Here is an 18,913-nt window from a genome sequence, read left to right as displayed (position 1 = left end):
CGTTAAAACCTATATGGTTTAACCCAAACGTAATCATAGCAACACAATCTAATAAACCAAAAAATCAAAATAACAGCAGATACGATACTACATTTGACTCGTAAAATTAAAGCAAATAAAAATTTTAAACTCAAATCTTTAAAACACAAAAAAATGAAAAAGTCAATTGTTTTATTAGTAACATTAGTATTAGGTTTTGGTCAGATTTTCGCTTCAGACAATAACCTTATTGAATCCGAGCAGCAAATAAGAAACGAAGTTGCCATTTTATTAAAGAGCCCAGAAATAACAGTTGAGAAGAGTAACCTTTCTGCAGATATTCAATTCAAACTTAACAAAAATGGAGAAATTGAAGTATTAACTGTAGATTCTAACAAAAATAATGTAATTGATTACGTAAAATCTCGACTTAATAACAAAAAGGTGTTAGAACAAAAGATAATTAATGTAAATCGAGTATATAATCTTACATTAATCATCAAAAAACCAGAAAACATTTAATTGAGTTAGCCATTCTAAAAATCAGAGCAGCCTAGGTGCTGCTCTTTTTTTACCAAAGAACTCTATCCAAAATCATATTGACATCTATAAGTATAATACTTAATGTACCCGCAACAATAATAAGCTTAAGTATATTATGCAACCAGACGTAATGGGTCTTTCCTTTAGATATCCATAAAGCTACCAAAAATAGAAAAAGAAGGATCAGGCACGCATAAAAATAGAGATACATAAGCCCAATTTCATATCTGGTAAGTAAAAGATAAATAGGAAGTCCAGAAGTTAATATTAAGGCACTTATGATTCTTTTTGAAATTAACTCACCATATACAACGGGTATTGTTTTATAATTTTGAGCCATATCCCCTCTTAAATTACCCAAATCCTTGACCATCTCGCGAATCATAAGCATTAAAAACAAAAAGGTTGCATGCACAAAAATGACCTCATCAAAATTTTTATAATAGATAAATACTGCAAAAAAAGGTGTAATCGCCAATATTGAAGCTATCATATTGCCGACTATAGGATACTTTTTTAATTTATGAGAATAAAACCATATTCCAAAAATGTAGAGAGAGAAAAAGAGAACCGCCCTAAAGGAAACATAGCTTGCAAATACTACCGATAGGAAGTTTAAAACAAAGTATCCGGTGAGTTTGGTTTGTTGGCTCACCAAACGGTCCAACATGGTTTTTTGAGGTCTGTTGATCAAATCCTTTTCGCGATCATAAAAATTATTTATAATGTACCCCGCAGCAATTACCCCAGCCGAAGCTAAAACAATGACAAATAAATTTGGATCAAGAATAACATTTCTTAATCTAATATCGGGTGCCAAAATAAATATCGAGGTAAGGTACTGAGCCAAAACTATAATTAAGATATTATAGCCTCTCACAACAGAAAATAAACTCAGTAATTTAAGTAGAATAAGTTTATTTTTTCTAGTAAGCATGACGATGCTTATTAAAAATTATAAACTACTTCTAATTTATAATCTTTAAGTGAAGCTTGCGCTTTTTCAAAATCTTGGGTAAACCCTAGTATGTAACCTCCCCCACCAGAACCACATAACTTAAGGTAATAATCATTAGTCTCGATTCCTTTTTTCCATAAACTATGAAATTGTTTTGGGATCATGGGCTTAAAGTTGTCTAAAACGACATGCGAAAGCTCTTTTATATTTGAAAACAAAGATTTAACATCTCCTTTCAGGAAATCATCTACACAAGCATCAGTATATTTCACGAATTGATTTTTAAGCATATTACGGAAACCTTCTTGTTTCATATTTTCCATAAAAATGCTCACCATGGGTGCAGTTTCACCAACAATACCACTGTCTAACAAAAACACTGCTCCCTTCTTGTTTTCAACACTTTGCGAGGGAATCCCAGCAGGCTCAATATTATCCTTAGAATGAATAAGAATAGGAAGGCTTAAATAACTATTTAAGGGATCTAATCCTGAGCTACTCCCATGGAAAAAGGATTCCATCAATCCAAAAACTTCTTTAAGTTTTAATAATTTATCTCTGGTAAGATTTTCGAGCACGGTTATTTTATCATAAGCATACTTATCATATACTGCAGCGACCAGAGCACCACTACTTCCTACACCATATCCTTGTGGTATACTGCTATCAAAATACATCCCAGAATTTATGTCTGAATGTAGCTTATCAAAATCAAATTTTACAACACCCTTATTTTCAATACCCTCAAGGTATTTTGCAAACTCTTTAAGATTCTCATTGGATTTAATAGCTTCTTGATCTGGTGTTTCAGATACCTTTAATGCTCCCTTAAAAAAGTTGTATGGTATAGAAAGCCCTTTAGAATCTTTAATAATACCATATTCTCCAAATAGAAGTATTTTAGAATAAAATAACGGTCCTTTCATTATTCTTTGCTGTAGTTATATCTTATTTGTATTCCGATTAAGGATAAAGTTACAATAATTTTGCACCCAATCCTATTTTGTCGCAAATATACTGCCCATTCTGGCAATATGCAACTAACTCATTGGTAATGAAACCCAAAACCTTTTCTTTTTCAGAATTTGGAAAAAGCAAATGCACATTTGCACCTGCATCCAAGGTAAAACATAATTTGGAACCGGTTTTTTTGCGATACTCCCAAACTTTATTAATTACAGATAATGTATTTGGCTTCATTAAAATAAAATAGGGTAGTGATGTCATCATCATGGCATGTAAAGTAAGTGCTTCACTTTCGACAACCTCAATAAATGAATCCAGATCTCCAGAAATTAGTATTTCTTTTAACCTGGTAATATTTTCTGAAGCCTGTTCAAAACGCTTTGCTGCAAAAGGGTGACCGTGCATAAGATCATGCCCAACGGTGCTACTGACTTGTTTTTCTCCTTTGTCTATTAAAAGAATGGCATCTTGATAATCTATAAAGTTTTTATGAATGCTATGCGGAAATTTGATTGCAAAAGTATCATTACTACCTTCAATACCTTTATGCTCTCCCCAAACAGTTATTGGGCCTTCAAGACTTCTACATGCGCTTCCCGAACCTAATCTTGCCAAAAATGAAGTTTTCTTAAGAAATTCTTCTTCTACAATATTGGGATTAATCTTTTTTTCTAACTGCATGATACAAAATGCAAGCGCACTCATACCGCTTGCAGAAGAAGCAATACCACTACTATGTGGAAATGTGTTACTGGTTTCTATTGTAAACGCATAGTTTTTCAAAAATGGAACGTATGCTTCAATTCTTTTAAAGAAATTTTGAATCTTTGGTTTAAAATCGGGTTTAGGATTTCCTTCAAAAAATAGTTCAAAATCAAAGTCTTCAGAAATTTTATTTTTCTTTTTATATGACAAACTTGTTGTAGTTTTGCATGCATCCAAAGTAAAGCTAATCGAAGCATTTTCAGGAAGTTGAACAGGTCTTTTTCCCCAATATTTTACTAAAGCAATATTACTTGGCGAAGTGCAACGTATTGTTCCGGTATCTGGTAACTCAGAAAAAATTGGCAAAACAAACTCGGGATAATCTATCATAGTATAACAGAATTTTAGGCAAATATAGGTGGTCTAAGATATTTAGGCACATTGGTAGTAAAAATAAATTGCTATTTTAGTACTGCACTAATCTATTTTAATGAAAAAAAGGTTAATTCGCATCGGTATTGCGGTTCTTGTATGTTTACTCATAGGGTTTTTAAGTAGTATTGCTACGCAAACTTCTATTGATACATGGTATGTAACTTTAAAAAAACCTTCTTTTACACCCCCTAATTGGATTTTTGCTCCTGTATGGATGGTCCTATATATACTAATGGGCATATCGGCCGGAATTGTTTGGAGCAAAGGTTTTTATCATAAATGGGTAAAAGTTGCGTTATATCATTTTGGGTTTCAATTGTTACTCAACGCCGCTTGGTCCATTTTTTTCTTTGGATTGCAAAATCCTTTGCTTGCATTATTGGATATTATTGCCCTATTTATCCTATTGCTATTTACAATCAAATGGTTCACGGTTGTAAATAGTATTGCCGCTTACCTACTTATCCCTTATGTTGTTTGGGTTGCATTTGCAACTGCATTGAATTTTGGCATATGGCAACTAAATTAAGTTAAAGAATAAGGAATTTCATTTTTTTATGAGTAAAAAAGCAATAGTCTTACAGACTACTCTAGAATTAATAACAAAACAAGGTATTGGTGCTACTTCTCTTTCTCAGATTATTAAAGAATCTGGTGTAGCCAATGGTACCGTATATCACCATTTTAAGAATAAAGAAGAGATTATCACAGAATTGTATTTAATGCTTACCCAGGATTTTGGTACTGTCGTAATGCGTAATATTCCGGAAGATGATATTAAAAAACAGTTTACTGTCATGTGGCTTAATTTGTTTTATTATTTTGTAAATAACCCTTTAGCTTTTATCTTTTCTGAACAAATTGCACGTTCGCCAGAAATCCCACAGTCCTTAAAAGATAAAGCAAGAGAATACTACCATGATATCGAAGAATACTTTAAACGAGGTGTTAAAGAAAAGGTGTTTAAAGCCTACAACACATTGGTGATGGAAGAATTATTTTTTGGGAACGTAGTCTCTTTGGTAAAAATTCATGAAAACGAACAAATAAAACTCCAGGAAAAACATATTAATCAAGCTATTGAAATATCGTGGAGAGGTTTTTTAAAAGACAAAACAATAATTTAGGCTAGAATATAAAGGCAATCTTATAAAGAAACCCGCTATAACAAAGCGGGTTTCTTTATAATTCATTGTTTTAAACAATCACATTTTATTTAATTAAAAACAATATTTACACAGGAGTCTTTGTACAGGTCCTTTAACACAATTTCTACTGCTTTTCTCGCATTCTCTGCTCGTCCAATTTCTCCTCCCTTAAAAGTAAGCTTACCAGTATCTCGACTCCAGTAAAAATCATTATTATCAGATTTAATTATTCGTTTATTGTCTTTGGTGGTAACCTGAAAAGCATCAAACTCCTGGCTATATTCTAACCCTGACGGAAAATATACTTCGGTTACAAACTTTGTACTACCTTTTCCATAAACGTAACAAACACACTCACCAATATCTTTGGCTTCCGAAACTCGAATCATATTATTTTGAACAATTTTCCAACCGCCATTAGATCTAATAGCTACAACATCCATTAACATAGTTCCTTTTTCTGCTATTTTTTTATCTATATAAGATTCAAAATTAATTACTGCCGAAATGGTTCCGGCACGTTCTTTTTGTGTTTGAAAAACAACTTTGTCTAAAATAAGTTTGAATTTATAGTTATTATCGTTTACGATATCATCCAATTGAGAGGCGATATCCTTCTTACTATAATTTTTCCGCACCAAAGCTCCAGATAAATTTACATATACAGTATTACCATTGTATTTCTCATCAAACAGCTCCAATACATCTTCTTTTTGGGTCCCTTGCGTTAATGCATTCATCTTATTGATATAATCCATCAATAATTGCTTTATAGGTTCATTCCCATTGAATGCTGTGACCTGTTGTATACTGTTAAATGTAAACGCAAGAATAAGAAGTAAAGTAATTTTTTTCATAGTTAAAAAGGTATTGGTTAATACTCTATTAAGTTAAGAAATTTTACATTAAAAAGCGAATATTACCGATACTATTATCACTATAAATTACTTAATTCTAACAATTTAATTACCGTTTTCAAGTTTCGGGTAGTAGCACTACATTTCAATTTTTTTTCAAAGAAGTTATTATTCAACTTTGTTTTACCATACCCAATAGCTGCAAAAAAGTACACTACTTCTTCTGTAATTATAAATTCTTCCTTTCCATATGTCGTGGTTTCAAGTTCTTTTTTCATTGTGGTATCCGGCGAATTGGAAAGTAATGTGAAATACATCTTTTTTTCCTCGATTTCTCCATTGGCAATACGATCCAAAAAAGGATTTTCTTTATAAATTGAATCTAATTTTTCATGAGTAAGTACCAATACAGGAACTTCATATCCAAATATTTCAAGAATCCCTTGTTTAATAAGCGAACCAATTTGTTTCACATCCTCCTTTTCGCTTTTAAAAACAACATTACCACTTTGGATATAGGTCTTTACCGAAACAAAACCCAAATTTTCAAACATGGTTTTAAGATCAACCATCTTTATCATTTTCTGTCCGCTTACATTAATCCCTCGCAGTAGAGCAATATATGTGTTCATAATTTACTTGGTATTATTGGTTATAGCCTGCGCTGCAATAAAACCTCCGGTCCAGGCATTTTGAAAATTAAACCCTCCGGTAATTGCATCAATATTGAGTACTTCTCCGGCAAAATATAAATTTTTGTATTTTTTACTTTCAAAGGTTTTAAAGTTTAATTCTTTTAGATCTATGCCTCCAGCTGTTACAAACTCTTCTTTAAAAGTGCTTTTTCCTTTTACCTGAAAGGCCCCTTTTGTAAGCTCCTCAGACAACTTATGAAGCTGAGATTTATTTACATCTGCCCAGCGTATCTCTTTTTTAATTCCTGATGCCAGTACTAAACTTTGCCACAATCTTTTTGGCAACTCGAACTGGGCATAAGTATACACCTGTTGTTTTGAATGGTTATTTTTTAATTCTTTAAGTTGACCTAATGTTTCTTCTTGTGTGGCATACTGAAGCCAATTTACACTAATTTCAAAATTATACTGAAATTCATTAAGCTCTATTGCTCCCCATGCTGATAGTTTTAATATGGCCGGACCGCTCATCCCCCAATGTGTTATCAACAAAGGCCCTTCACTAGTTAACTTTGAGTTTTTAACTTTTACGGTCGCATTGGTCACTACTCCCGGAAGATTTTTAATTCTTGGATCTTTAATATTAAATGTAAACAACGATGGTACGGGATCAATTGCATTATGACCCAAATCTTGTAATAATTTCCAGATTTTGGGATTACTTCCTGTGGCAATCATCAATTTCTTGGTAATAAAATCCCCTTGAGTCGTATTAATGTTCCAATATGTATCTTCAACTTTAAAAGCTTTCACAGAGTGATTTGTAAGTACTTCGACTCCTAATTTTTTAGCTTCAGTAAGGAAACAATTGATAATGGTCTGTGAAGAATCCGACACCGGGAATATCCTTCCATCTGCTTCAATTTTTAATTCAACACCTTTACGATCAAACCATTCCATGGTATCCCCCGTCATAAACGTATGAAAAGGTCCTTTAAGTTCTTTTTCTCCTCGAGGGTAATTTTTACTCAACTCATTCGGTACAAATTCGGCATGGGTAACATTACAACGCCCACCTCCTGATACACGTACTTTTGATAGCACCTCTTTTCCTCGTTCTAAAATGGCAATTTTAAGATTGGGATCATTTTCGGCAACATTAATTGCGGTAAAAAATCCAGCAGCACCACCACCAACAATAATTAGATCATAGCTCATTATACAAAATTCGGAAAATCTGTGATGACAACATCAACATTCCACTTTTTTGACTGTTTAATCAAATTTTCAGTATTGACTGTCCAAACATATACCCTGAGCCCTTTTTCCTGAGCCAAAGTAACCTCATCATTAGTTAACGTTGTAATTGGTGGGTGTATAGAGAAAGCATCCAGTTCTTTGGCGACCGGTAAAACGGCGGTAATATTTTCTTCGGTCAGCACACCAATTTTGAATTTCGAATTAGTTTCCTTTATCTCAAACAATTGAGGATGGTCAAAACTTGAAATTATAAAATGATTATATTCCCAATGGGTTTTGTGAATGTACTCTTCGACTAACTTTACCATAGGAATCGCAGTATTTTTCCCTTTTAGCTCAATATTCAAGTTACATCGAGCATCAATAAGGTGCAAGACTTCCTCTAAAGTGGGAATTTTAAACCCTTCTTCGCTACTGAACTTTTTTAATTCACGTATAGTATAATCACTTACGTTTCCTTTACCATTGGTGGTTCTATCCAGTGTTTCATCATGAATTACTACTAATTCTCCCGATTTACAAAGATGCACATCGATTTCGATACCATCAATAGGATATAATAAAGCTTCGGCAATTGATTCTAAGGTATTCTCTGCCACAAGACCAGCTGCCCCACGATGTCCGAATATTTTCATTTAAAAAGATTTTCAATACAAAATTACACAAATATGCTTCCAGAGCCTATTCGATTGTATTTAAGATAGTTTGTTTATATTGGAATTGCATACGAGCACATTCAAAATCATGAATAAACCTTTTTATTTTACTATAGGGGTCATTACTGCTGTACTACTAACCCCAAGTTTAGCGTACCTGCTTACTCTTAATGTAAGCACTTTTGAAGGAGGGAGGGGATTTGCGTTTGTATATAGTATGCCCATTATTTTTTTGGGACTTCTTATTTCCTGGTTTGTATTACATCAGATTTTATCAAAAAAGAAACTATATTATCAAAAATCAACTAGAATCTTAACCGTTGTTTCGCTGCTTTTGATCATTGTTTACAGTGGTATATATATCCATGACATCAATGAAAGAAAGGAATGGAAAAGAAATCGATCCGGGTGCCAGAAAAAAATAGATGATACATATCATGGTATTATAATAGATACAACTAGAGGTAATCTTAAAATAAGAAAGATGGATACCACGTATAAGGAATTCAGGTATTACTTCAATGACAAAAAATTGATCCAAAAGTATTTCTATATCGGGCAAAAAATAAAGAAAAACGCCAATAAAGAAAAGTTTGAAATTGTTCTGAAAAACGGTAAAATTAAACGGTTTACGATTCCCTGTTTTGAATAGGTTTCACTTTAATCTTCGCTATTATTTAATCATGGTTTTTTCACATTTAATTATTACAAATAATTAAACCCGTTTGTCCAAAATACATAACATCCTAATTTGACAAACCAATATTACATTTTCTAGATCAAAAAAATCATAAAAAAATATTCTCAGTTTCAAAAAATGAAACTCACGTGCTGTATCCTTGCACTGTAAATGGGATTTTTCATTTGCAATTTAAGTTTAGCCAATAGGAACACAAAAAAGATCCAATATCCGATGGAGACTAGGGGTAGGCGATATCAATATTGGATCCTAAGGTGGTATAATTACCCCTTAATTTTCGGCGATTTGCTGATTTTTTGTAATTCCCTTGATTCTCCCATGCTTTGGTATGGGAGAATTTTTTCTTGTCAAGAAATCTGTACTTAATCAAGTCGAAGTACTTAGCGTAACGGGATTATATTCTTTGCTGGTTCTACTCTTTGACTCCACTCGGAGTACCCTGTTATTACTTAAAAGCAGAGAAACCTGTAATATCCAGACCAGTAATTAACAAATGAATATCGTGTGTACCTTCATAGGTGATTACACTTTCCAAATTCATCATGTGTCGCATAATACTATACTCTCCTGTAATCCCCATGCCTCCAAGAATCTGTCTCGCTTCTCTTGCAATTTTTATGGCCATTTCCACATTATTACGCTTTGCCATAGATATTTGTGCACTTGTAGCCTTACCTTGGTTACGCAACACTCCTAATCGCCATGCCAGAAGCTGGGCCTTAGTAATTTCGGTAATCATTTCGGCAAGTTTCTTTTGCTGTAATTGAGTCGCACCAATGGGTTTATCAAACTGAATCCGCTCTTTGGCATATCGCAACGCGGTATCATAACAATCCATAGCTGCGCCAATAGCTCCCCAAGCAATGCCGTACCTTGCAGAGTCCAAACATCCTAACGGAGCTCCCAGTCCACTCTTATTAGGTAAGAGATTTTCTTTAGGAACTTTTACATTATCAAAAATCAATTCTCCAGTAGCAGATGCCCTTAATGACCATTTGTTATGCGTCTCGGGAGTTGTAAATCCTTCCATGCCTCGCTCAACGACTAGTCCATGAATTCTGCCTTCTTCATTCTTTGCCCAAACTACAGCAATATCGGCAAATGGCGCGTTAGAAATCCAAAGTTTTGCTCCATTTAACAGATAGTGATCTCCTTTATCTTTAAAATTTGTGGTCATCCCCCCTGGATTTGATCCATGATCAGGTTCTGTAAGTCCGAAACACCCCATAAACTCTCCGGATGCCAATTTGGGAAGGTATTTTTTTCGTTGTTCTTCATTACCATACTTCCAAATAGGATACATCACCAACGACGATTGCACAGAAGATGTGGATCTTACACCAGAATCCCCACGTTCTATCTCTTGCATTATTAACCCATAACTTATTTGATCCAGTCCTGCCCCACCGTATTCTTCGGGGATATACGGACCAAAAGCTCCTATTTCTGCCAATCCTTTAATAATTTGATTAGGAAACTCTGCTCTTTGTGCATACTCCTCTATAATTGGTGACACTTCACGTTTCACCCAACTTCGGGCAGCATCGCGCACTAATTTATGCTCATCGGTAAGCAGTTCGTCTATATTATAATAATCTGGAGCTTCAAAAAGATCTGGTTTCATAAACTATCGGATTAATTTAAGATATCTTCAAAAATAGTGAGATTCATTAAGAAATGATTAAAAAAAGGACGGTATTATTTCTTTTTGTTTCAAAAAGTGTCACCTCTATTGATTAAAGATAAAAATAAGACGAATTTGACTTTTCATGAGATCATCAAGCAACAAACCTAAAACATAATTTTTGGGTACAAATTCCGCAGTTCAACATTTTTTTCTACACAAATAAGAATTTTTTAACATTCAGAGAAACCTTATGTTACTTTACATTAAAACACTGAAAATAAGTATTTTAACTTCAATTCTGGTTTGCATTTTTGGCTCTGGCATAATTCTTCTACATAGTGAGATGTAACAAAATGTAAATCTTAAAAAGAAACGCAAAATGAAAAATTTATTTGTATTACCAGTATTAGCTTTTGGATTATTATTAGGAACTCAGGAAATCAGCGCACAAGAAATTGCTTCAAATGATAATACCGAAGTTACTACTCCTGCTCAGGATAAGTATATTGACCTAGCCGTAGAAAACTTACCACAAAAAGTCTTAGATGCTGTGTCCAAAGATTTTGCCGGAGCTACAATAGAAAAAGCTGCTGCAAAAGAAGATGCTTCAGAATTTAAGCTAATCTTGAAGCAAGGTGAAAAAGAAATGGAGGTATTCTGTGACGCAGACGGGAATTGGATCACCAAATAACAAGAAAATACCAACCAAAACATATAGCTTTATTTCATGATGAAGTAAGCTTCGTAGAGTGATTGAATTTTTGGAAAAGGAGTGTTTTTTATAAATGCTCCTTTTTTTACATTTTGAGATAAAAATCTTTGGTAAGATTACTATACGCATCGGTGTATTGATGACGATTATTTTCAATAACCAACTCATCCAATTCACATTCGCTATGATTAAAACCAAATAAGATCATGCTCCTTTTTATAGCCGAGGTAGCATTCCCTCTAACACGTGTAATTTTTTGTGGAAATAATTGTACTTGTTTTCCTATTTCAATTACATTTTCTTCTTCTTTAAAAGGGAGAATTATTGCCAATTTCCCCTGATCGGACAATAGTCTGGAAGCACCTATAAATAAATGTTCAAATGGAAGTGCATCCTGAAACCTTGCTAAATCGCGCTGCCGGTTTTCGGTCTTATAATCACTTGTGTAAAAAGGAGGGTTGCTAATCAATAAATCGTATTGATCATCTATTTCTTGAAAGAACTCCTGAAAAGATGCATGGTAGCAAAATAAACGATCCCCCCATGGTGATGCTTCAAAATTTTCTACTGCTTGCTCGTACGCATCGGCATCAATTTCTAGGGCATCAATAGTTTCAGCATTTGATCTTTGCGCAGCCATTAAAGCAATAACGCCAGTGCCTGTTCCAACATCCAAAATAGAATTTATCGAAGATTCGATAGGCACCCAGGCACCCAACAAGACTCCATCTGTCCCAATTTTCATTGCACAGCGATCTTGATGGATCGTAAATTGCTTAAATTTAAAAGGTTTCATATTTGAAATTCCAAGTTTTCAATAACTGGAATCTGGTTTTTGAAATTTTGAAGTTTTTTTATAGATAAAGATCTATCAATCCTTCTGGAGTATTTACAATCACCTGTTTGGCTTCTCGATCTATTTTATCGATAAACTCGTCATTCATAGGTATTAAAATCTCAATTCCTTCTCGATCAATTTCAAACAAGGCCTGAGCAGTCGAGTCATTAATAGCTTTTATGATTCCAACAGTTCCAAATGTTTTATCTACAATTGTAAATCCAATTACTTCGTGATAATAGAATTGATCTCCTTCAAGTTTTGGCAATAAGGAAAGTGGGAGATATATTTCTGCTTTCATGAGATCATCGGCATCTTCTTCAGAATCTATATCTTCAAATTTTACTCGAAGTAAATCGCTTTTATGAAGTTTACTTTTTTCAATAAAAAATGGAACCAGATTATTGTTATAATCAATAAATACTGATTCCATTTTTACATAACTTTCGGGTTCATCGGTATCTAATTTAATCAATACCTCTCCCTTAAAACTAAATTTACTTACGATTTTACCCAGATAGAAGCATTCTTCTTTCTTCATCGTCAATAATACAACTATTCTTGTTCGTTGCTAGCTTCTTCAGTTACTTCTTCTGTTGCAGCTTCTGCTTCAGGTGCTTCAGGTGCTTCAGCGGCAGCTTCCTCGGCTTTTACAGCAGCTTCTGCTTCTGCAGCTTCTGCTTCACGCTTAGCATTTACTTCTTTTTCAGCTGCTAGAGCTTTTGCTTTGGCATCTGCTTCAGCTTTTGCTAATGCATCTTTTTTAGCATCAACAGCTCCTTCTTTTTCAGATAACCAAGCTTGGAATTTTTCTTCGGCTTGCTCTTCCGTCAACGCTCCTTTTTTAACTCCACCTGCCAGGTGATTTTTAAGTAAAGCGCCTTTGTAAGATAAGATAGCTCTTGCCGTATCGGTAGGTTGCGCACCATTTTGTAACCATTTTACAGCTCCATCAACATCAAGGTCAATACTTGCTGGGTTTACATTAGGATTGTAAGTACCTAATTTTTCAAGAAATCTACCATCTCTTTTTGATCGTGCATCTGCTGCTACGATCCAGTAAAAAGGTTTTCCTTTTTTACCGTGTCTCTGTAATCTAATTTTAACAGGCATATAAATTAATTTTTGGGTACTCGACCCGGATTATAATTAAGGGCGCAAAGGTAATTATTTTTAATGAAAAGAAATCAATAATCTTAAAGTTTATTCTCTGAAGTAGAATAGTTTATCTTTTACCTACATCTTCTTCTATGGTTTTTTTACACAATCTTGAAGGTAAAATCCCTATAATCTTATGCAAATACCTGAAGAAAAATTCAATTTTGTGTATTTCATCGATAAAATATGTTTTTTTTCGATAAAAAAATTGATTTATCCGATTTTTCATTATATGTTTGTAATGTAAACATTTTTAGTACGATATATTGTATTGTTCTTAAAAAAGCAAAGCCCCAAGCCTATGATCAGAATAACTACACTATTACTGGCAGTTTTCTGCCTTGTTTTTACTTCTTGCTCAACTGATATCGAAATCAACGACCCTGCGTTACAAGCACAAGTTGATGGAGAAAACTTTAGATCCTCTTCGAAAAAAGCTATGATTCATGATGACGGAACATTAGTTATCGTTGGAAGCGAAGGAGACCAATCAATAAGTTTTACAATCGCAGCTACAAAAATGGGTGTCTATAAAATGGGACAAACCCTAAACGAAGTAAGTTTCCAAAAAAATCAGACTAAATTCTTTGTTCAAGACCAAGAAACCGAAGGCGAAGTTACTATCACAGAAATCTATAACAATGAAATTTCTGGAAACTTTTACTTTAAAAACCTAAAGGATAGTAACGGAAATAGTTCTAGTTTTAACAATGGATGGTTCTACAGGTTACCCATTGAAAATGCTGTAATTGAAGACACTGTTGCAGAGGAGATAAATCCTTGTTTGCTTAATGCATCGCTTACTGCAATGGTAGATGGTTATGAAATGATTACAGATGACCATACTGCACGACTGTTTGGCGTTGACAATGTTTCTATAATGATAAAGGCAACAAATGCAGAAAATGAAATTGAAATTGTTTTCCCATCTGATGCTGCACCAGGGACATATGCACTAAGTGGATCTGGAGATTATAGTGCCACATTCACCAAAAGAAAGGACAAGTCTTCTGCACTTAGCGGAACTATTATTATAACAGAACACAATATAGATACCAAATGCCTAAGCGGAAGTTTTGAATTTGAAACCCGAAGCGGTGTCCAGGTATCTGAAGGAGTATTTGATTTTGGTTATTAAAATCACAACTCAACTCAATCACCGAAAACACTCATTATTAAAAATGGGTGTTTTTTTAGTTACTGATAAGTACAAAAAAAACAGATTTAGCAGAATCGTTAATAATTCGGGATAACTTTTCAGAAAAAGAACTTATGATTTTCTGTATTTTTGGAAGTCAATTGTAATTTCAACTTTCTCGAAATATATCTTTTATGTATTTAGTTTTTGATACCGAAACCACCGGATTACCAAAACGATGGGACGCCCCTATTAGCGATACCGATAACTGGCCAAGATGTATACAAATCGCATGGCAGTTACACGATGCTATGGGAAACTGTATCGAACACCAGGACTACCTGGTAAAACCAGATGGTTTTAATATCCCATACGATGCAGAAAAGATTCACGGGATCTCGACCGAACTAGCCGAACAGGATGGGATAACTCTCGAGGAAACATTAGAGAAATTTAAAGTTGCTTTATCAAAAACAAAGTTTATTGTTGGTCAAAATGTTGGCTTTGATGTTAATATCATGGGCGCAGAATTCTACCGTTTGGGAGTAGAAAATAATTTACAAGAACTTCCTGTTTTAGATACATGTACCGAAACTACAGCAGAACTTTGTAAAATTCCGGGTGGTCGGGGAGGTAAATATAAATTACCCACCCTTACAGAACTACACGAGCATTTGTTTGGTGTCGCTTTTAGCGAAGCCCATAATGCAACGGCCGATGTTGAAGCTACCACTCGTTGTTTTCTAGAATTGATTCGTAAACAAGTTTTTACAATAGAAGAACTTGATGTTCAGCCTGATTATTTCGAAAATTTTGAGCAAGCCAATCCAGAACCAATCCAGCTTATTGGGTTAAAGCACATTAATCTAAAGAAAGCTTCTCAAAAAATTAGAGAAGCTCTTGCCCAAGAAGATACTTCAAATTTATCCCAGCAGGAGATTGATGAAAATATCGCTGCCTTAGATGAAGTAGGCTTTGCCCATTTACACAATCACACTCAGTTTTCAGTATTACAGTCTACCACAAGTATCCCAGATTTGGTAAATGTAGCAGCGCAGCATAAAATGAATGCGGTAGCCATGACAGATCATGCAAACATGATGGGAGCATTTCATTTTGTACAAGCAGTTTCTAATCATAATAAAAGTATAAAAGCAAAAAACGCGGAAGCAATAGAAAATGGACAGGAGCCCGAAGGCATAGAGATGAAACCAATTGTTGGCTGTGAGTTTTTTGTATGTGAAAATCATAAGGATAAATCAAGAAAGGATAATGGCTATCAAATTGTATTACTTGCCAAAAATAAAAACGGATATCACAATCTAGCCAAAATGTCGTCTACAGCCTTCGTAGATGGTTTCTATTATGTACCTCGTATTGATAAAGAGGTCATTAAACAATACAAGGAAGATATTATAGTACTTACCGGAAATTTATACGGAGAAGTTCCTAGTAAAGTTTTGAATATTGGTGAAAAACAAGCCGAAGAAGCTTTACAATGGTGGCATCAAGAATTTGGAGATGACCTGTACATCGAGATCATGCGCCATAATCAAGAAGATGAGAACAGAGTAAATCAAGTATTGATTCAATTTGCGAAAAAATATAACATAAAAACCGTTGCCACAAACAACACCTATTATTGCGAAAAGGAAGATGCCAATGCTCACGATATTTTACTATGTGTAAAAGATGGAGAAAAGCAAGCTACACCAATAGGCCGAGGTAGAGGATATCGATACGGCTTACCCAATCAAGAATACTATTTCAAATCACAAGAAGAGATGAAAAACCTCTTCAAAGATTTACCCGAAGCAATTATTAATATTCAGGAAATCGTAGATAAAATAGAACCTTTTGTTCTTGCCAGAGATGTACTTTTACCTGCTTTTGATATTCCTGAAGAGTTTCAATCTGATGAGGATAAAATTGACGGAGGGAAACGAGGAGAAAATGCATACTTAAGACATATTACCTATGAAGGTGCAAAAATTCGATACGGAGAAATCACTCCTGAAATTGATGAACGACTGGATTTCGAACTTAAAGTAATTGAAAATACAGGATACCCTGGATATTTCTTGATTGTTGAAGACTTTATTCGAGCTGCTCGAGACATGGGTGTATCGGTAGGCCCTGGACGGGGATCGGCAGCAGGATCGGCGGTAGCTTATTGTCTTTGGATTACAAATCTGGACCCCATTAAATATGATCTACTTTTTGAGCGTTTCTTAAATCCTGATCGTGTAAGCATGCCCGATATCGATATCGACTTTGATGACGAAGGACGTGGCCGTGTCATGGATTATGTGATCGAAAAATATGGCGCTAATCAAGTGGCACAGATTATCACCTACGGTACTATGGCTGCAAAATCATCTATCAGAGATACGGCTAGAGTACTCGATTTACCTCTTGGTGACGCAGATCGTATCGCCAAGCTAATACCCAACATGTCCAAGCTTGGTAAAATATTTGGAGTAGATGAAGCAACCTTAAAACAAAAATTCAGAGGAGACGAACTTGAAAAAATCAACGAACTTCTCAATATTGCCGAAGGAAGTGATCTAGAAGCCGAAACATTGAATCAGGCACGAGTATTAGAAGGATCTGTTCGCAACACTGGGATTCATGCCTGTGGAGTAATAATTACGCCCGACGACATTACCAAATTTGTTCCCGTGGCACTGGCCAAAGATTCAGACATGTACTGTACTCAGTTTGATAACTCTGTGGTAGAGAGCGCAGGACTTCTAAAAATGGATTTCCTGGGACTTAAAACACTTACTCTAATCAAGGATACCGTAAAAATTGTAAAAGCCAAGCACGGTATAGAGTTAGATCCAGAAAATTTTCCATTGGATGACCAAGAAACCTATGCTCTTTTCCAACGTGGAGAAACTGTAGGAGTGTTCCAATACGAATCCCCCGGGATGCAAAAGTATATGAAAGAGCTTAAACCTACGGTTTTTGCAGATCTTATTGCTATGAATGCCTTGTATAGACCCGGACCACTAGAATATATCCCAAGTTTTATTAATAGAAAACACGGTACCGAGGAAATTATATACGATCTGGAAGCTTGTGAAGAATACCTGAAAGAGACCTACGGAATTACGGTCTACCAAGAGCAGGTGATGCTCCTTTCTCAAAAACTAGCAGATTTTACAAAAGGTGAAGCCGATGTTCTTCGTAAAGCTATGGGTAAAAAACAGAAGGCTGTTCTAGATAAAATGAAACCCAAATTTATCGATCAAGCTGCTGCCAAAGGACACCCAGAAGATAAATTAGAAAAAATCTGGAAAGATTGGGAAGCATTTGCAGCATACGCCTTTAACAAATCACATTCAACATGTTATGCTTGGATTGCATACCAAACCGCTTACTTAAAAGCTCACTACCCTGCAGAATATATGGCTGCTGTACTTTCAAACAATATGAATGATATTAAGCAGGTTACTTTCTTTATGGAAGAATGTAAACGCATGAAACTTGAAGTACTAGGACCAGATGTCAACGAATCTTATCGTAAGTTCTCTGTGAATAAAGACGGAGCCGTGCGTTTTGGAATGGGTGCCATAAAAGGTGTAGGAACCGGAGCGGTAGCAACTATTGTCGAAAACAGAAAAGAAAGCGGACCCTACAAATCTATTTTCGATCTCGCCAAAAGAATTGATCTCCGAGCAGCAAATAAAAAAGCATTTGAAAGCCTTGCCCTGGCAGGAGGGTTTGATTCATTTACTGAAACACATCGGGGACAATACTTTCATGAAGAAGGAGATGGTATTACTTTTCTTGAAAAAGCAATGAAATACGGCTCTAAATACCAGGAAAGCGAAAACTCTTCACAAGTAAGTCTTTTCGGAGAATCTAGTGAAGTGCAAATACCAGAACCTATAGTCCCTCCTTGCGAAGAATGGGGAACTATGGAAAAACTAGCTCGTGAAAAAGAAGTAGTAGGAATCTATCTATCTGGACACCCTCTTGATGATTTTAAATACGAAATGAAATATTTCTGTAACGCTACCCTACTAAATTTTGCTGATCTAGAAAGCAATATTAATAGAGAATTATCATTTGGTGGAGTAATTACTACTGTCGAACACCGTACTTCCAAAAATGGAAAAGGCTGGGCCACTTTTACAATAGAAGATTATAATACGGCTCATGAGTTTAGAATATTCGGAGAGGAATATCTTAAACACAGACCATTTTTGGTAAAAAGCACTTTCGTTTACGCCAAAGCCTTTATAAAAGAAGGCTGGGTAAATCGTGATACAGGTAAAAAAGGAGATCCAAGAATACAATTTAATAGCTTCCAGTTGCTTCATGATGTAATGGAAACATACGCTCGAAAACTTACGATCCAATTAGATATTAATGAGCTATCAGATCACAGAATTAATGGCTTAAAAGAATTATTAACTGAACATTCTGGTAACCATACTTTGAATTTTGTGATTTATGAAATGGCCGAACAATTAAAACTGCATATGCCAAGTAGAAAACAAAAGGTAAATATTTCTCAAGAGTTGCTTGCGGCTCTCGAAAATGACTCTGTGTATTACAAATTAAATTGACCAAGCTTGTTCGAGTTT

Annotated in this window: 18 protein-coding genes; 7 read left to right on the top strand and 11 right to left on the bottom strand. The window is 34.8% G+C overall.

Going from position 1 to position 18,913, the window contains the following annotated elements; genetic code table 11:
- Window positions 1-153: 153 nt before the first annotated feature.
- Entirely contained in the window at window positions 154-501 is a 348-nt protein-coding gene (locus tag U6A24_RS07080; protein ID WP_324179246.1) for a hypothetical protein, read from the top strand.
- 49 nt (window positions 502-550) lie between these two features.
- Here the strand turns inward: U6A24_RS07080 and U6A24_RS07075 are convergent, their stop codons facing one another.
- From U6A24_RS07075 to U6A24_RS07065, 3 genes are read right to left on the bottom strand one after another with little or no spacing between them, the layout of a single operon-like run.
- Window positions 551-1,459 (bottom strand): geranylgeranylglycerol-phosphate geranylgeranyltransferase, encoded by a 909-nt coding sequence (locus U6A24_RS07075; protein ID WP_324179245.1) that lies wholly within the window; start codon window positions 1,457-1,459, stop codon window positions 551-553.
- 11 nt (window positions 1,460-1,470) lie between these two features.
- A complete protein-coding gene (locus U6A24_RS07070; RefSeq protein WP_324179244.1) occupies window positions 1,471-2,406 on the bottom strand; it encodes a mevalonate kinase family protein in 936 nt (311 codons plus the stop codon).
- A gap of 49 nt (window positions 2,407-2,455) precedes the next feature.
- A complete protein-coding gene (locus U6A24_RS07065; protein ID WP_324179243.1) occupies window positions 2,456-3,541 on the bottom strand; it encodes a diphosphomevalonate/mevalonate 3,5-bisphosphate decarboxylase family protein in 1,086 nt (361 codons plus the stop codon).
- 100 nt (window positions 3,542-3,641) lie between these two features.
- On the opposite strand from U6A24_RS07065, the gene U6A24_RS07060 reads away from it, so the two are divergent.
- Together U6A24_RS07060 and U6A24_RS07055 are read left to right on the top strand one after the other, a co-directional pair.
- Window positions 3,642-4,115, top strand: a complete 474-nt coding sequence (locus tag U6A24_RS07060) for a TspO/MBR family protein (protein ID WP_324179242.1) — start codon at window positions 3,642-3,644, stop codon at window positions 4,113-4,115.
- A 28-nt stretch (window positions 4,116-4,143) separates the two neighbouring features.
- Window positions 4,144-4,713 (top strand): TetR/AcrR family transcriptional regulator, encoded by a 570-nt coding sequence (locus U6A24_RS07055; protein ID WP_324179241.1) that lies wholly within the window; start codon window positions 4,144-4,146, stop codon window positions 4,711-4,713.
- A gap of 89 nt (window positions 4,714-4,802) precedes the next feature.
- Here the strand turns inward: U6A24_RS07055 and U6A24_RS07050 are convergent, their stop codons facing one another.
- The 4 genes from U6A24_RS07050 to U6A24_RS07035 form a co-directional block, all read right to left on the bottom strand.
- Window positions 4,803-5,591, bottom strand: a complete 789-nt coding sequence (locus tag U6A24_RS07050; RefSeq protein WP_324179240.1) for a hypothetical protein — start codon at window positions 5,589-5,591, stop codon at window positions 4,803-4,805.
- A gap of 80 nt (window positions 5,592-5,671) precedes the next feature.
- Window positions 5,672-6,223, bottom strand: a complete 552-nt coding sequence (locus U6A24_RS07045; RefSeq protein ID WP_324179239.1) for a DUF1697 domain-containing protein — start codon at window positions 6,221-6,223, stop codon at window positions 5,672-5,674.
- A 3-nt stretch (window positions 6,224-6,226) separates the two neighbouring features.
- Window positions 6,227-7,444, bottom strand: coding sequence for a BaiN/RdsA family NAD(P)/FAD-dependent oxidoreductase (locus U6A24_RS07040; RefSeq protein ID WP_324179238.1), 1,218 nt, complete (start codon window positions 7,442-7,444; stop codon window positions 6,227-6,229).
- Window positions 7,444-8,121 carry a glycerophosphodiester phosphodiesterase gene (locus tag U6A24_RS07035; RefSeq protein ID WP_324179237.1) on the bottom strand — a complete coding sequence of 226 codons (678 nt, stop codon included), beginning with the start codon at window positions 8,119-8,121 and terminating at the stop codon, window positions 7,444-7,446. Before U6A24_RS07035 ends, U6A24_RS07040 begins: the two co-directional genes overlap by 1 nt.
- A gap of 109 nt (window positions 8,122-8,230) precedes the next feature.
- Between U6A24_RS07035 and U6A24_RS07030 the strand changes: the two genes are divergently transcribed.
- On the top strand, window positions 8,231-8,794 hold the full coding sequence (locus U6A24_RS07030) for a hypothetical protein (protein WP_324179236.1): 564 nt from the start codon (window positions 8,231-8,233) through the stop codon (window positions 8,792-8,794).
- 493 nt (window positions 8,795-9,287) lie between these two features.
- Here U6A24_RS07030 and U6A24_RS07025 read toward each other — a convergent pair whose 3' ends face one another.
- Window positions 9,288-10,466, bottom strand: coding sequence for an acyl-CoA dehydrogenase family protein (locus U6A24_RS07025; RefSeq protein WP_324179235.1), 1,179 nt, complete (start codon window positions 10,464-10,466; stop codon window positions 9,288-9,290).
- 382 nt (window positions 10,467-10,848) lie between these two features.
- Here U6A24_RS07025 and U6A24_RS07020 point away from each other — a divergent pair, with 382 nt between their 5' ends.
- On the top strand, window positions 10,849-11,160 hold the full coding sequence (locus U6A24_RS07020; RefSeq protein ID WP_324179234.1) for a hypothetical protein: 312 nt from the start codon (window positions 10,849-10,851) through the stop codon (window positions 11,158-11,160).
- A gap of 106 nt (window positions 11,161-11,266) precedes the next feature.
- On the opposite strand, the gene U6A24_RS07015 is transcribed toward U6A24_RS07020, so the two are convergent.
- Genes U6A24_RS07015 through U6A24_RS07005 form a run of 3 tightly spaced genes read right to left on the bottom strand, consistent with a single transcriptional unit; the run spans window position 11,267 to window position 13,132 of the window.
- Window positions 11,267-11,977 (bottom strand): tRNA1(Val) (adenine(37)-N6)-methyltransferase, encoded by a 711-nt coding sequence (locus tag U6A24_RS07015; protein WP_324179233.1) that lies wholly within the window; start codon window positions 11,975-11,977, stop codon window positions 11,267-11,269.
- A gap of 58 nt (window positions 11,978-12,035) precedes the next feature.
- Window positions 12,036-12,560: a ribosome maturation factor RimM gene (rimM, locus tag U6A24_RS07010; RefSeq protein ID WP_324179232.1), complete on the bottom strand. Its 525-nt coding sequence runs from the start codon at window positions 12,558-12,560 to the stop codon at window positions 12,036-12,038.
- Window positions 12,561-12,574: 14 nt separating this feature from the next.
- Window positions 12,575-13,132, bottom strand: coding sequence for a 30S ribosomal protein S16 (locus U6A24_RS07005; RefSeq protein ID WP_324179231.1), 558 nt, complete (start codon window positions 13,130-13,132; stop codon window positions 12,575-12,577).
- A 346-nt stretch (window positions 13,133-13,478) separates the two neighbouring features.
- On the opposite strand from U6A24_RS07005, the gene U6A24_RS07000 reads away from it, so the two are divergent.
- Together U6A24_RS07000 and dnaE are read left to right on the top strand one after the other, a co-directional pair.
- Complete coding sequence (locus U6A24_RS07000; protein WP_324179230.1) at window positions 13,479-14,315, top strand: DUF6252 family protein; 837 nt, start codon at window positions 13,479-13,481, stop codon at window positions 14,313-14,315.
- 194 nt (window positions 14,316-14,509) lie between these two features.
- Complete coding sequence (gene dnaE / locus U6A24_RS06995) at window positions 14,510-18,895, top strand: DNA polymerase III subunit alpha (RefSeq protein WP_324179229.1); 4,386 nt, start codon at window positions 14,510-14,512, stop codon at window positions 18,893-18,895.
- Window positions 18,896-18,913: the final 18 nt, after the last annotated feature.

It is taken from the genome of Aquimarina gracilis, from assembly GCF_035285365.1.
GTDB classification, from domain to species: Bacteria; Bacteroidota; Bacteroidia; order Flavobacteriales; family Flavobacteriaceae; genus Aquimarina; species Aquimarina gracilis.
Note: the sequence above shows the minus strand (reverse complement) of the source record. Positions and strands in the feature narration are given on the sequence as shown.

Bases quoted from the DNA above. Each gene is read 5' to 3' on its own strand.
- U6A24_RS07080 (WP_324179246.1), top strand. From the start codon at position 154: ATGAAAAAGTCAATTGTTTTATTAGTAACATTAGTATTAGGTTTTGGT.
- U6A24_RS07075 (WP_324179245.1), bottom strand. From the start codon at position 1,459: ATGCTTACTAGAAAAAATAAACTTATTCTACTTAAATTACTGAGTTTA.
- U6A24_RS07070 (WP_324179244.1), bottom strand. From the start codon at position 2,406: ATGAAAGGACCGTTATTTTATTCTAAAATACTTCTATTTGGAGAATAT.
- U6A24_RS07065 (WP_324179243.1), bottom strand. From the start codon at position 3,541: ATGATAGATTATCCCGAGTTTGTTTTGCCAATTTTTTCTGAGTTACCA.
- U6A24_RS07060 (WP_324179242.1), top strand. From the start codon at position 3,642: ATGAAAAAAAGGTTAATTCGCATCGGTATTGCGGTTCTTGTATGTTTA.
- U6A24_RS07055 (WP_324179241.1), top strand. From the start codon at position 4,144: ATGAGTAAAAAAGCAATAGTCTTACAGACTACTCTAGAATTAATAACA.
- U6A24_RS07050 (WP_324179240.1), bottom strand. From the start codon at position 5,591: ATGAAAAAAATTACTTTACTTCTTATTCTTGCGTTTACATTTAACAGT.
- U6A24_RS07045 (WP_324179239.1), bottom strand. From the start codon at position 6,223: ATGAACACATATATTGCTCTACTGCGAGGGATTAATGTAAGCGGACAG.
- U6A24_RS07040 (WP_324179238.1), bottom strand. From the start codon at position 7,444: ATGAGCTATGATCTAATTATTGTTGGTGGTGGTGCTGCTGGATTTTTT.
- U6A24_RS07035 (WP_324179237.1), bottom strand. From the start codon at position 8,121: ATGAAAATATTCGGACATCGTGGGGCAGCTGGTCTTGTGGCAGAGAAT.
- U6A24_RS07030 (WP_324179236.1), top strand. From the start codon at position 8,231: ATGAATAAACCTTTTTATTTTACTATAGGGGTCATTACTGCTGTACTA.
- U6A24_RS07025 (WP_324179235.1), bottom strand. From the start codon at position 10,466: ATGAAACCAGATCTTTTTGAAGCTCCAGATTATTATAATATAGACGAA.
- U6A24_RS07020 (WP_324179234.1), top strand. From the start codon at position 10,849: ATGAAAAATTTATTTGTATTACCAGTATTAGCTTTTGGATTATTATTA.
- U6A24_RS07015 (WP_324179233.1), bottom strand. From the start codon at position 11,977: ATGAAACCTTTTAAATTTAAGCAATTTACGATCCATCAAGATCGCTGT.
- rimM (WP_324179232.1), bottom strand. From the start codon at position 12,560: ATGAAGAAAGAAGAATGCTTCTATCTGGGTAAAATCGTAAGTAAATTT.
- U6A24_RS07005 (WP_324179231.1), bottom strand. From the start codon at position 13,132: ATGCCTGTTAAAATTAGATTACAGAGACACGGTAAAAAAGGAAAACCT.
- U6A24_RS07000 (WP_324179230.1), top strand. From the start codon at position 13,479: ATGATCAGAATAACTACACTATTACTGGCAGTTTTCTGCCTTGTTTTT.
- dnaE (WP_324179229.1), top strand. From the start codon at position 14,510: ATGTATTTAGTTTTTGATACCGAAACCACCGGATTACCAAAACGATGG.